The organism is Stutzerimonas sp. Brlt_14 (assembly GCF_051948915.1).
Lineage (GTDB): Bacteria > Pseudomonadota > Gammaproteobacteria > Pseudomonadales > Pseudomonadaceae > Stutzerimonas > Stutzerimonas stutzeri.
The window spans coordinates 153,738-166,231 of record NZ_JAYJLM010000001.1 but is presented as its reverse complement, the minus strand read 5'-3'; the positions used below and the strand labels follow the sequence as shown (position 1 = coordinate 166,231).

Genomic DNA, 12,494 nt, shown 5'->3' with positions numbered 1-12,494 from the left:
AGGTATTGGTTCCTTGAGCGCCACAGCCCATCAGGCTGTTTCCAGCGCCCGCTTCTTGATCTTCTTGCGCCGCACCAGCAGACCGGTGAACGCCTTGAAGCTCTGGTAGAACCCGATCTCCTTGGCCCCTTTGCCAAGCTCGAAGCCTTTGTACGAAGGGGTTTTGAGCAACAGCAGCTTCATGGCCAGCAGCCGCGGAAGAATCGTCGTGCGGCGGTAGTACTGGAACGGCTGGATGGCGAAGATGCTGCCCGTATCGAACGCCTCCGCTTTGACAACACCATCGGCCTCCGCGTTGCGAAAAAGTTCGCGGCCTTTTGCGGTGCGTACCAGAATCAGCGAGTTGCCCTCGCGCTCTTCGAACGAGGGGTAGCCTTTTTCATCGCCTTCCCAGCCGTCGGCACAGACGATATCGGCGAACTCGCCGATGCCGTCCGGGCAGATCTTGCAGCGGGTCTGCAGGTGACGGTTGAGCACCTTTCCCCAGGAATCGTTGTAGGTCATGGTGCGTTCGTCGCCGTTCTTCAGCGTCGCCTTGGTCAGACCCGGCCAGCCGTCGCCGCGGTAGCGGAAGGCGGTGACGTCCTTGCGTTCGACCTCCAGCTTGTCCAGCACCTGCTCGGTACCCTGCAGGCTCGGGGTGCCGGCGCACATGAAGGAGACGATGTAGGGAATGTTTTCTTTCAGGCGGGGATCGTGCTGCTGCATCTGGCGCACCGCGGCGACGTCGCAGGGTTTGCCGATGAACAGGTACTTCTCGGTGGACATGGCCACCCATTTCAGTGCCTCACCGGGGCTTGCCGGCGCGTAGCGGGAGCCGGAGGAGGCGATGATGTTCTGCCGCGAGCGGCTGATGGTGGCGACGTTCTCCAGAGGGTCGGTGTGCGAGGCCTGGATCTGGATGACACCGTCGACCAGGTTCTTCTCCAGGCAATACTGCGCCAGCGCGGAGATCACACCGCCGGAGGAGCCGGCCTGGCGGATCTCGTTATCGGTGGCATAGCCCTTGAGCGTATCGAGGATCTCGCCCCAGATGGGGTGGTAGTTGGCCGACTTGTACGGCCGGATGTCCAGGTTCAGCGCCGGGCAGGACTTGGCGAAGGCGGCGCTGGTCTGCTCGTTGGCAACCGGCTTGTTCTGGTACTGCGCATTGAGCACCGGGCGGTGATAGCCATCGCCGGTCAGACGGATCTTGATGGCGTCGTCATCGGCCACCGAGCTGCACATGCCGCAGCCACTGCACAGGTCGTTGTTGAGCACGCGATTGAGTAAAGCTTTCATACCTGCCTTCCCTTGAGCGGCCGGTCGGGCGCGATGCGCGACCGGCAGTATTTAACGAGTTCGGTCATGTGGGCTGGCGCCGCTTGCGGTAGATGGCGAGCACCGCATAACCGTAAATGCCTGTCAGGACGACCATGCCGAGAGTGGACACCCAGGGGGCCGCCTGTATTCCGTGGGACGGAATGAAAATCCAGTAACAGAGCACGGTGATCACGCCCGAGGCGATGATTCCGAAGGTGCGCAAGAAGCCCGTTCCCATGGCCATCAGCTGTACGCCAAGCCCGGCGGCGATGAAGCGCGCGGCGGTGAAGCAGGCGAACGCCAGCCAGAGGGTGTTCAGCTCCGCGTACTCGGCGCCGAGGAAGTAATCGGTGAACAGCGGGCCGATAAAGAAGAACGCCAGCGCGAAGATCAGCCCCATCCCCGTGTATTCGCCGAGGATGCGCAGGCCGTAGCGGGCCAGCCCGGCGGTCTTGTTGTGCAGCTGATAGGCGAAGCGCGGGATATGCACGCTGGCCAGCAGCACGCTGAACGGCACCGCGCCCTGGATCAGCCGCGAGCCGGCGAAGTAGATGCCAGCGGCCTCGCGGCCGGCGAGGTGGTTGACCAGGATGACGTCCAGTTGGGCGAAGATGTTGGTTGCGCCACTGTCCACCGCGAAGCTCGTGGAAGACTTGAAGCGTTCGCCCAGCACCTTCCAGGAATTGCGCAGGATGCCGCCCAGTTCGAGGATCCTCGACAGGGCACGAAGGGCGAAGGTGGCGTAGATCAGTCGCGACAGGAGAAACGCCACGCCGATGGCCAGCACGTCGTTGCGCAGCAGAATCGCGGCACCGATCAGGACGAAATGCACCAGCGCCGTCGCCACCACGATTCGGGTTTCGCGGTGGAACTGGCCGATGCTGCGAAAAACCGTCAGACCCAGGTCGCCGTAGGACGAAGCGAGCGTGCCGAGCAGGAACAGCACCGCGGCGAAACGCTCGATGAGGTGCAGATCGAGCACGAACAGAATAACCGGCAGCAGCACGATGCAGGCCGGCAGCACCAGCACCGACTTCGCCGCCAGGCTGGCCGACATGATCTCGCCGGCCCGCTCGCGTTCGGCACCGATGTCGCGCAGGGCGCGCATGCCGAAGCCATAGTCGGTCACCAGGGCGACGATGGTCGACCAGGTGATGACAATGGAAATGAAGCCGAAGTCGCTCGGCCCCAGCGTGCGCGCGAGGATCAGCAGGGTGCCCAGCTGCACGGCGGTCCGAGCCGCCGTGGTGACCCCCATCAGGGCGTGGTCGCGCATGGTTATCTCTGATACGCGGCCTGAGGCTGGTGCAGCGTCGCCAGGATCTGTTCCAGCGCGGCGCTGTAGGCGTCCAGCTTGCGACGGATGATCGCGCCGCTGGCGGCGACCTCGGCCTTGAGCTGTTCACGGTTGTCCAGGTGCGCCAGTACCAGCTCTAGCGCGCTGTCGGTGTCCTCGGTCTTGAGGTCGACCACGCGGTGGTAGTCCAGCGACTGGTAGAGCCCGGCGAACTTGCGGCTGTAGGCCAGCGGCACGACCGGTACGCCCGCGGAAAAGGCACCAATGGTGGCGTGCATGCGCGCGCCGACGAAGAAGTCCATGCCGCTGATATAGGACTTGGCTTCGATCGGCCCCTTGAAGCGCGGCGCCAGCTTGAGCTCCGGATACTGCTGCTGGAGCTGCTGGGAGACGGTGTAGTCGTCTTCGGCGGGGAACCCGATCGGGATCACGTGGGGCACCAGGTGCACCTCGTGGCCGCGCTCGAGCAGGGTACGGATCAGTCGGTCGGTCAGCGCCTTGTAGTCGGCGCGCAGGCCGAACTGGTTGGCCGTGCCTTCGTAGCCGCCGTGATGCAGCAGCGCGGAGACACTCAGGCCCACGGCGAGCTTGCTCGGGTCGCGCTGCTCGCTCTGGCGCTCGAAGGGCAGGGCGAAGGCGACGTCGATCACCTCGTCGCGATTGGGGATGTTCAGCTGCTTGAGCACATCGAAGGACTGGTGATCGCGGGCGAAGACCATGGTGCTCTTCTTCATCGCCCAGGCCGAGGCCTTGGTGCCCCAATCGGACTTGAACGGGCCGATGGTCTGCGGCGACAGGATCAGCGGCACGCGGCCACCCAGTGCCATGCCCTTGCTGACCAGCAGCTTGATCAGGCGCTTGGCGCCATAGATGTCGGAAAAGCTGTCGCCCTCGCCGATGTCGAAGATCGCGTCGCAGGAAGTGATCGCCCGATACAGGCCGTGCGGGTTCTTCAGCAGGGCCTTCTCGTTGAACTCGATGAACTCGTAGTTGAAGCGTTCGGTGGACGGCGGGTAATCACAGGGGCCGGAGGAGCCGATGATCAGGAACTCCGGGGTGATGCCACATTTGCGGGCGGCTTCGTCGATCAGCAGCATGTTGGAAATGCTCAGCGCGCCAACCCCGAGGTTGCCGGATGAGAACGAATGCCACAGCAGTCCGAATTTCATGTTCGAGTCACTCCAGAATCAATCAGCAATTTGCGCAGGTGTAGGGCCGATGGCCGTGCAGTCGTTGGCCAGGTGCTTGCGCATGAGCTCCATCTGCGGACGGTCTTTGCCGTTGCGCGGCTCGATCGCAAGCTTGTAGGTGCCCCAGCCGGGGCCGCCGGCCCAGTACGCGCTGGGCACGCAGTTGTCGTTCAGATAGGCGAGCAGGTTGTCCATCGCTTGCGCCGCTTCGGGCAGGTCGTCGGGGATGCCGTACTCGCCGAGGAAGCCTTTCTGGCCATGCTTCTGCAGCCACTCGATGAATGGCCGCGCGCGTTCGACGCCGATCATCGGATCGATGTTGCGGCTGGTCTGGGCCATGTACTTGCCGGAGAAGTCGTCGTCGAAGTACAGGTGCGCCTCGTAGATGAGGCGGTCGGCCGGGTCGTTGATCAGGAAATTGGCGTTCACCAGCGGCCAGTGATAGGCGCTCGACCAGCGCTCGCCCTCGATGAAGATCAGCGTCTGGTCGTCGACTTCGCGGATCGCATCGACCGCCGCCTGGGCTGCGCCAGGCCAGAGGCCCACGGTGCTGTGCGGCTCGTTCATGATGTCGTAGCCGAGCAGGCCCGGGTGACCTTTGAAGCGCTCGGCCAGCTTGCGCCACACCGAGGCATAGGCTTCGTAGGGCACCTTGCTCGAGCCGATGAGTTCGCCGTGGTAACGACCATAGTTGTGCATGTCCAGAATGACCTTCTGGCCGTTCTGTGCGGCCAGATCCAGGGTCTTCTTCAACAACCGGATCTGGTCGAAGTTCAATCCGGAATCGAGCGAGTGCTGCACGCGCTCCCAGATGAACGGAAAGCGGATCAGGCGGATGCCCTGATCGGCGTAGTACTTGAAGTGTTTCTTCTCGGGGTAGAAGTAGTGAGTGCCGTTCTTGCCCGGCGTGATGTGCGGGGCGAAGCCGGCACCGGAGATATTGACCCCGTGCAGGGCCAGGCCTCCTTCGTCATTGACAGGCCAGTCGGCGGCGCACACGCCGATAGCCGACAGCGCGGCGGCCAGGGCCACTGCCAGTCGGGTCGAGCGCATTGCAGGCCGGTTGGAGTGTCTGGTCATCGCTAAACACCTATCTTCAAGCAAAAAAAATGTCCGCTGACGCTCGCAAGGTCAGTGTCGGGCAGATACGAAAAAAAATGGGGCGGCGTTCGGCATGGCGACGGGGTTGACCCCGCCGCCGTGCGAATCACTTACTTATTGGTGCTGGCGTATTCGTACTGGTAGTAGCCGTACTCGCCATAGGTGGATGCCTTGCGGACCACGGCGTTGAAGATCACGCCCTTGACCAGCAGGCCGTTCTGCTCGAGGCGCCGCTTGGCCGCTTCGATTTCCTTCAGGCCGTTCAGGCCGTAGCGGGTGACCATCAGCGTGGTACCTGCCTGGCTGCCGACCAGCGCGGCGTCGGTGACCGCCAGGATCGGCGGGGTATCGAAGATCACCAGGTCGTACATGTGGCTGATCTCCTTGACGAAGCGCGAGAAGTTCTCGTGCATCAGCAGTTCCGACGGGTTCGGCGGCAACTGGCCATGGGTGATCACGTGCAGGTTGTTCAGCTGGGTCTTCTGGATGGCATCGAACAGGGTGATGCGACCGGAGAGGATATCGGACAGACCCTTGTCGCCATCGCAACGCATGACCTTGTGCAGGTAACCCTTGCGCATGTCGGCGTCGATCAGCAGTACACGCTTGCCGGACTGAGCGACAACGGCGGCCAGGTTGGTGGTGACGAAGGACTTGCCGACTGCCGGGCTCGGACCGGTGATCATCAGGACGTTGTTCTTGGCCTCGATCATCGCGAAGTGCAGGCTGGTGCGCAGGCTGCGCATGGCCTCTGTGGCGAGGTCGGCCGGGTCGTTGATGGTCAGCAGGTAGGATGCAGTGCTCTTGTCGCGCTTGAAGTTGGCCAGGCGTTTCTCCAGCGTGGCCTGCTTCTCGGTGAAGGGAATCGAGGCGTAGACCGGGGTGCCGGTGCGTTCGATGTCCTCCGGGTTCTCCACGCCGCGCTTGAGTGCTTCACGCACATAGACGAAGGCGGTGGCGAGCAGGGCGCCCAGCAGGGTGGCGACGATGACGACCAGCGGCTTGTTCGGCTTGACCGGGTTTTCCAGGTCTGCCGCGGCGTGGTCGATGATGCGCACGTTACCCACGGTGCCGGCGCGGATGATGTCCAGCTCCTGGGTCTTGTTCAGCAGCATGGAGTAGGTTTCCGAGGAAACTTCCACGTCGCGGGTCAGGCGCAGCAGTTCCTGCTGGGTCGACGGCAGGGTGTCGATCTGCTTCTCCAGCTGGTCCTTCTGCATCTGCAGCTGGTTGATCTGGTTCATCAGCGCCTGGAAGTTCGGGTGCTGACGAGTGAAGCGACGTTCCATCTCGGTGCGCTTGAGGTTCTGCTCGGAGATCTGCTTTTCCAGGTCGACGATACGATCGAGCACCGACTGGGTTTCTGCGGTGATATCCACCGAGCGGGAGCCGGTCTGGTACTTGTTCAGCGCGGTCTGGGCAGCCTCGAGGTTGCGGCGTACGGCCGGAACCTGCTCGTTGAGGAATTCCAGGCTCTGGGTCGCTTCCGCAGCGTTACGGGCAACGTTCTGATCGACGTAGCGGTTGGCCACTTCCTCAAGCACGCGGATGGCGTGTTGCGGATCCGGGTCTTCCAGGGTCACGTTGACGATGCCCGACTGCTTGCCGCGCTCGGCGGCGGACAGGCGCTGCTGATAGCTCTCCGTGGTGTTGTAGGTGCGATTCTTGATCACGGTGAAGGTGGTGCCGGGGCGAGCGTTCAGCTCGGCCACGGTGACGCGGTAGCCTTCGTTCTCTACCGGCTCGCCGGTGACGCCCTGTACCACGACTTCACCGTCTTCATCGCGCAGGATGAAGCCGTTGTTCTCGGCGGCTTCCAGCGTCAGCTCCTTGCCATGCACCTTGTCCGGTACTTCCAGCTGGGTGACCTTCAGCACTTCGCCACCCCAGGCGTAAGCGCCGAGGCCGGTCGGGTACCAGCCCAGCTCGCCTTCTTCGGTCGGCTCGAAGCGTCGGGCCATGAAGCCGCCGATGATCGGGAAGTGGTGGGGCTTGATGATGATGTCAAGGTTCAGGTTGCTGACCGCGCCACCCACCACCGAGCGCGACTTGAGCAGCGCGATCTCGGTCTGTGCCGGCGATACCGGCGGGTTGTTGTTGACCACGTCGGTCAGGCTCGGCAAGCCGCTCTTGGGTTCGATCTGGATCATCGCGCTGGCAAGATAGACCGGTGTTGCGAGCAGCGCATAGGCGATGCCCAGGGCCGCAAAGAAGCCGGTGATGCCCAGAATGAGCATGCGGTTGTTGATGAAGGTGTCAAAGAGGTGGGCCAGGTCGATGTCCTTGTCCTCTTTGGTTTCATAGATTGGGCGGGGCATGGTTGTCATCGAAGTTCCTTCTTCATTTCAGGTAAGGAAGCCAGCTCTCGACGGATTTCGTCAGGAGATTGTGGACATGTTCAAACGCGGGTTTGGATTGGCGGTAGGGGTCCGGAATTTCCAGGTTGTCCTGCCATTTGCCGATGAGAAACGTCTTGCCGTGGACCTCGGGTGCAATCTGGCGAATGTGTTGAATGTGGCTGTTCTCCATCGCCAGGATCAGGTCGGCCTGGTGCAGCATGTGACTGTCGACCTGGCGCGCACAGTGGGCGGGGAGTTCCAGCCCGTGGTCCTGCAGTACTTCATGGGCGGTTTTGTCCATGGGGTTACCTACTAGTGCGCCAATGCCCGCCGAACTGATCGTCAGGCCCTGGCCGCTGAGTCTGTGCGCGAACAACGCTTCGGCGGTTGGGCTCCGGCAGATGTTCCCGACACAGACGATCAAAATGTTCTTGAACATGGGTTCAACCTCGTGGCTGCAAGGTCGCAGCCGCCGGGATTCGGCCCGTGATGAACGAATGTGAGATTTTGGGCAGTGTCATTAGTTCCTTCCTGTCACGCCTTTGTGCGGCGTGACTTTTTCCAGTCTTTTCGGCGGCGCGCGGAGCGTGCGTCGATCAGTACACGTCCTTGTTCAGCAGCAGCGCCGGCGGGGTGCGTACGAGGATGTAGAGGTCGAACCAGACCGACCAACGCTCGATATAGTCGAGGTCGAACTCGACGCGTTTCTCGATCTTCTCCAGCGTGTCGGTCTCGCCGCGGTAGCCGTTGATCTGCGCCCAGCCGGTGATGCCGGGTTTGACGCGATGACGTGCCGAGTACTCGGCCACGGCGTCCTCGAACAGCACGCCGGCAGCCTTGGTGGCGGTGGCATGTGGGCGCGGACCGACCATGGACATGCTGCCGAGGAAGACGTTCAGCAGCTGTGGCAACTCATCGAGGCTGGTCTTGCGGATGAAGCGGCCGACACGGGTGATGCGATCGTCGCCACGGGTGGTCTGCCGATCGGCGTTGGCGTCGGACTTCTCGTGGTACATCGAGCGGAACTTGAAGACTTCGATCAGCCGGTTGTTGTAGCCGTAGCGCTTTTGCTTGAAGAGCACCGGACCCGGCGAGTCGAGCTTGATCGCCAGCGCGATGAGCAGCATCACCGGCGCGGCAGCGAGCAGGGCGATGCTGGAGATGACGATGTCTTCCAGCCGCTTGAAGAAGGGCGACCAGCCGCGCAGCGGCAGGTCCGAGGCGATCAGGGTGGGCAGGCCGCCGACTTCGGTGATGCGCTTGTCGGCGTGGCGGAAGGCGACCATGTCCGGTACCAGCAGGACGTTGACCGGCAGCTTGCGCAGTTCGTTGATCAGCTGGCCGATGCGGCTGTCGGCGAACCAGGGCAGGGCGACCAGCACCTGGGTGACCTTTTCCTCGCGGATCATGCGCTCCAGATCGCGGGTGTTGCCGAGCAGGGGCAGGTTGGCCAGTTCCTTCGGCAGTCGCTCGAGGCGGTCATCGATGAAGCCCAGCACGCGGGTGCGGATGTCGCGATGGTTCTGCAGGTGTTCGGCCACGCGCAGGCCGTTCTCGGTACCGCCGAGGATCACTGCGTTCTGCAGGAACATGCCCCGCGCCATCAGGCGGCGGAACAGCGCGAGCATGGCCAGGCGCTCGGCGCCGAACAGGACGGCGCTGGTGCAGAACCAGAACACCAGATGTTTGGTTTCCAGGTAACCGAACAGGCCCATGCCCTGATGCATGAAGATCAGGAAGCTGAACGCTGCGGCCCAGGCCACGAGCATGACCCGGAAGCGCAACAGGGTGCTGAACACTTCTTCGCTATAGATGCCGACGGTCTGGAAGATGATGACGCTGAGTACCGCGAAGAAGCCGAGGAATGCGCTGAACGGGCCGCTGGCGGGAAGTTCCATGAACGCCAGCAGGAGTAGCCCGGGCAGGATCGACGTGAGGCCGTGTATCAGGCGAATGCTGGCAAGGAAGTAATCGACGAAACTCGGGTGAGCATATTCAAGGGTTCCAACAGACTGTACGCGCATACAAGGCTCCATCCTCAGCTCAAAGCTGGCTCAAATCTCGAATTAATCGCCGCGGAACGCGGGGGATTGATAGCAGGCCGCCATCGCAACCGTGATCGGGACTCCTGCTCCGACCGTGCCTCTCCGGATGAGTTCAGTAGGAGTCAGTGGGCCGCCAAAAAAATGAGCGGGCCCGCAAAATGCGCGCAAATAGCTGTTTTGAAAGCGCTTTGAGCGGCGCTCGAGATGAGCGTGGCGGGCTAAGCAGGACGCGGATAATGACGGGCGGTGCGATACATCGAAGTTTTGGATTAATACCGCTGCGCTTGTTGCGCACAACTTCCGACCCCGGCCCCGGTCTTATGCAGCGGTGCCAATTGCGAGGAATGAACTGCCATGGGCGATGCCAAGGCGCTGCTGATACTGCATGGAAAACAGGCGCTCAACGATGAGGTACGCGAGGCGGTTGAACAGCGTCGCGAGGCGGGGTGGGATCTGGCGGTTCGTGTCACCTGGGAGCCAGGCGATGCGCAGCGGCTGGTGCGCGAGGCGCTGGATGCGGGCTATCCGACCCTGATTGCCGGTGGCGGCGACGGCACCTTGCACGAGGTGGCCGCGGCCATGCTGGAGATACAAGCGGACGCCAGCCTCGCGCTACTGCCGCTGGGGAGTGCAAACGACTTCGCCAAGGCTGCCGGCATACCGCTCGACCCGGTCGAGGCACTGGGCTTGCTGGAGCAGCCGGCGCAAGTGATCGATATCGGCGCAATGAACGGCCATCCTTTCGTCAACATGGCCACCGGGGGCTTCGGCTCGAAGGTCACCGCGAGCACCTCCGAGGAGCTCAAGCGGGTGCTGGGTGGTGGCGCCTATCTGCTCACCGGCCTGACGCGCTTTGCCGAGATCCATTCCGCGAAGGGGCGTTTCAGCGGGCCGGGCTTCGATTGGGAAGGAGAGTTCCTGGCGCTGGGCATCGGCAACGGGCGACAGGCCGGTGGTGGCCAGCTGCTCTGCCCGCAGGCGATGATCGACGATGGGCTGCTGGACGTCTGCATCGTGCCGGCACCGGCGGATGCCGTCGGGACCCTGGGCACGCTGCTCAGCGGTGGTCTGCTTGGGGTCGATGCGGTGTCGGTCAGTGCCCGGGTGCCCTGGCTCGAGGTCGAGGCGCCGACGGCGATCAACATCAATCTGGACGGCGAACCCTTCACAGGCGCCAGTCTGCGCTTCGATGTCCGCCCGCGGGCTTTGCGCCTGCACGTGCCCCCGGAGTCGCCGCTGCTGCAACGAAATCTGCGGGCGCAGTGATATGGGCGAAGCCGGCAGCCGGTAAGCTGGGAAAAAAGTGGTGAACGGTACATAAAGCCGAAGGGGATGCGGCCGATATGCCTCTTACCATGTTTTCCCAAGGAGCCTGGAAATGGCCGGCATTCTCGATTCAGTCGATCAACGCACCCGCCTCGTGGGGCAGAATCGCCTGGAAATTCTCATGTTCCGGCTCGGCGGGCGGCAGAAGTTCGCCATCAACGTCTTCAAAGTGCAGGAAGTTGTCCAGCTGCCGAAGATGACGCTGATGCCGCACCGACACAGTTCGGTGTGCGGCGTGGTCAACCTGCGCGGGCAGACCCTGCCGGTGGTCGATCTGTCGCGAGCCATCGGCCTGCGGCCGCTGGTGCCGGACGAGCGCAGCACCATCATCGTCACCGAGTACAACCGCACCGTGCAGGCCTTTCTGGTCGGTGGCGTGGACCGCATCGTCAACCTGAACTGGGAAGCGGTGATGCCGCCGCCGACTACCGCCGGCCGGCAGCACTACCTGACTTCGATCACCAAGGTCGACGATGAGCTGGTGGAAGTGATCGACGTGGAGAAGGTGCTCGCCGAGATCGTCCCCTATGACACCAACATCTCCGCCGAGCGGCTGGCCGATCCGATCCTCGAGCGTGCTCGTGGCCGGGAAGTGCTCTGCGTGGACGATTCCTCGGTGGCCCTGGCTCAGCTGCGCGAAACCCTCAGCCAGCTCGGCCTGAAGATCCACACCGCAAGCGACGGCTTGAAGGGCCTGAACATGCTCAAGGCGTGGGCCGACGCCGGCGAAGTGCTCACCGACAAGCTGCTCATGGTGTTCACCGATGCCGAGATGCCGGAGATGGACGGCTATCGCCTGACCACCGAGATTCGCCACGATCCGCGTCTGCGGGACCTCTATGTGGTGCTGCACACGTCTCTGTCGGGTAGCTTCAACCTAGCCATGGTGCAGAAGGTCGGTTGTGACAACTTCCTCTCCAAGTTCCAGCCGGAAAAACTGGTGGACGTGATCCAGGACCGCCTGAAGCTGGACGAGCGGGCCTGACAGCCCGCCTGTAGCCGGCTGCTGAACCGCGCAGCCGCCCCTGCTATGCTGCTGCGCTTTCCCCCAAGGAGGCGCAGCATGCATCTCTCCTCGCTCTATCGCTTCCCTCTTAAGTCGGCGGCTGGCGAATCGCTGCAGCGCTGCGCCAGCGATTCGCTTGGTCTGCTCGGCGATCGGCGCTGGATGGTGGTTGCCGCCGGCACCGGGCGCTTTCTCACCCAGCGCGTACTGCCGCGTATGGCTTTGCTGCAGGCGCATTGGCAAGGCGATACAGCGTTGAAGCTGGCGGCGCCTGGCATGCCGGAGCTGCTGGTGCGAGTACCGGATGACAAGACGATGCGCTGTGTGCAGGTCTGGAGCGCCAACCCGGTGGTACCGGATGCTGGTGAGACCGCAGCGGCCTGGCTCTCGGACTTTCTCGGGCAGGCCTGCCGGCTCGTGTACCTGCCGGAGGACGACGGCATTCAGGTCGATCTGGATTATGCGCGGCTCGGCGAGCGTACGGCCTTCAGTGACGGGTTTCCCTTTCTGCTGATCGGTCAGGCGTCGCTGGACGATCTGGCCCGACGTGTAGGGCGTCCACTGGAGATGCTGCGCTTTCGACCGAACCTTGTCGTCAGCGGGGCCGAGCCCTATGCCGAGGATGGCTGGAAGCGCATCCGTATCGGCCAGCTGACCTTCCGTGTGGTCAAGCCCTGTTCGCGCTGCGTCATCCCCACGCTCGACCCGGCCACTGGCGAGCGCGCGCCCGATCGGGAGCCACTGAATACGTTGCTGTCGTATCGCAAAGGGCCGGGCGGGGTGTTCTTCGGCCAGAATCTGATCGCCGAAGGGCGCGGCGAGCTGGAAGTCGGAATGCCAGTCGAGCGGCTGGAGTGAGAAACGGCCGCGCCCGGACGGTGTGCTTTC

General features: G+C 63.0%; 10 protein-coding genes. 3 read left to right on the top strand and 7 right to left on the bottom strand.

Going from position 1 to position 12,494, the window contains the following annotated elements:
- Positions 1 to 30 precede the first annotated feature (30 nt).
- The 7 genes from VF716_RS00785 to VF716_RS00755 form a co-directional block, all read right to left on the bottom strand.
- Positions 31 to 1,281, bottom strand: a complete 1,251-nt coding sequence (locus VF716_RS00785; protein ID WP_013983097.1) for a Coenzyme F420 hydrogenase/dehydrogenase, beta subunit C-terminal domain — start codon at positions 1,279 to 1,281, stop codon at positions 31 to 33.
- Between the two features lie 64 nt (positions 1,282 to 1,345).
- Positions 1,346 to 2,578, bottom strand: coding sequence for an oligosaccharide flippase family protein (locus VF716_RS00780; RefSeq protein WP_017245115.1), 1,233 nt, complete (start codon positions 2,576 to 2,578; stop codon positions 1,346 to 1,348).
- 2 nt (positions 2,579 to 2,580) lie between these two features.
- Positions 2,581 to 3,768: a polysaccharide pyruvyl transferase family protein gene (locus VF716_RS00775; RefSeq protein WP_014597013.1), complete on the bottom strand. Its 1,188-nt coding sequence runs from the start codon at positions 3,766 to 3,768 to the stop codon at positions 2,581 to 2,583.
- 18 nt (positions 3,769 to 3,786) lie between these two features.
- The gene (locus VF716_RS00770; RefSeq protein ID WP_230624785.1) at positions 3,787 to 4,869 is read right to left on the bottom strand and encodes a glycoside hydrolase family 5 protein; all 1,083 of its coding nucleotides are present in this window, start codon (positions 4,867 to 4,869) and stop codon (positions 3,787 to 3,789) included.
- A gap of 131 nt (positions 4,870 to 5,000) precedes the next feature.
- Positions 5,001 to 7,217: a polysaccharide biosynthesis tyrosine autokinase gene (locus VF716_RS00765; protein ID WP_020307907.1), complete on the bottom strand. Its 2,217-nt coding sequence runs from the start codon at positions 7,215 to 7,217 to the stop codon at positions 5,001 to 5,003.
- A 13-nt stretch (positions 7,218 to 7,230) separates the two neighbouring features.
- Positions 7,231 to 7,668: a low molecular weight protein-tyrosine-phosphatase gene (locus tag VF716_RS00760; RefSeq protein WP_014597010.1), complete on the bottom strand. Its 438-nt coding sequence runs from the start codon at positions 7,666 to 7,668 to the stop codon at positions 7,231 to 7,233.
- Between the two features lie 157 nt (positions 7,669 to 7,825).
- Positions 7,826 to 9,253 (bottom strand): undecaprenyl-phosphate glucose phosphotransferase, encoded by a 1,428-nt coding sequence (locus tag VF716_RS00755; protein ID WP_440551297.1) that lies wholly within the window; start codon positions 9,251 to 9,253, stop codon positions 7,826 to 7,828.
- A 375-nt stretch (positions 9,254 to 9,628) separates the two neighbouring features.
- Here VF716_RS00755 and yegS point away from each other — a divergent pair, with 375 nt between their 5' ends.
- The 3 genes from yegS to VF716_RS00740 all read left to right on the top strand — a co-directional run bounded on the left by yegS (position 9,629) and on the right by VF716_RS00740 (position 12,464).
- Positions 9,629 to 10,540 carry a lipid kinase YegS gene (gene yegS, locus VF716_RS00750; RefSeq protein WP_440551294.1) on the top strand — a complete coding sequence of 304 codons (912 nt, stop codon included), beginning with the start codon at positions 9,629 to 9,631 and terminating at the stop codon, positions 10,538 to 10,540.
- A gap of 112 nt (positions 10,541 to 10,652) precedes the next feature.
- On the top strand, positions 10,653 to 11,585 hold the full coding sequence (locus VF716_RS00745) for a chemotaxis protein CheV (RefSeq protein WP_049325808.1): 933 nt from the start codon (positions 10,653 to 10,655) through the stop codon (positions 11,583 to 11,585).
- 78 nt (positions 11,586 to 11,663) lie between these two features.
- Positions 11,664 to 12,464, top strand: a complete 801-nt coding sequence (locus VF716_RS00740; protein ID WP_011913601.1) for an MOSC domain-containing protein — start codon at positions 11,664 to 11,666, stop codon at positions 12,462 to 12,464.
- Positions 12,465 to 12,494 lie beyond the last annotated feature (30 nt).

Coding starts and splice junctions, on each gene's coding strand:
- VF716_RS00785 (WP_013983097.1), bottom strand. CDS start 1,281: ATGAAAGCTTTACTCAATCGCGTGCTCAACAACGACCTGTGCAGTGGC.
- VF716_RS00780 (WP_017245115.1), bottom strand. CDS start 2,578: ATGCGCGACCACGCCCTGATGGGGGTCACCACGGCGGCTCGGACCGCC.
- VF716_RS00775 (WP_014597013.1), bottom strand. CDS start 3,768: ATGAAATTCGGACTGCTGTGGCATTCGTTCTCATCCGGCAACCTCGGG.
- VF716_RS00770 (WP_230624785.1), bottom strand. CDS start 4,869: ATGACCAGACACTCCAACCGGCCTGCAATGCGCTCGACCCGACTGGCA.
- VF716_RS00765 (WP_020307907.1), bottom strand. CDS start 7,217: ATGACAACCATGCCCCGCCCAATCTATGAAACCAAAGAGGACAAGGAC.
- VF716_RS00760 (WP_014597010.1), bottom strand. CDS start 7,668: ATGTTCAAGAACATTTTGATCGTCTGTGTCGGGAACATCTGCCGGAGC.
- VF716_RS00755 (WP_440551297.1), bottom strand. CDS start 9,253: ATGCGCGTACAGTCTGTTGGAACCCTTGAATATGCTCACCCGAGTTTC.
- yegS (WP_440551294.1), top strand. CDS start 9,629: ATGGGCGATGCCAAGGCGCTGCTGATACTGCATGGAAAACAGGCGCTC.
- VF716_RS00745 (WP_049325808.1), top strand. CDS start 10,653: ATGGCCGGCATTCTCGATTCAGTCGATCAACGCACCCGCCTCGTGGGG.
- VF716_RS00740 (WP_011913601.1), top strand. CDS start 11,664: ATGCATCTCTCCTCGCTCTATCGCTTCCCTCTTAAGTCGGCGGCTGGC.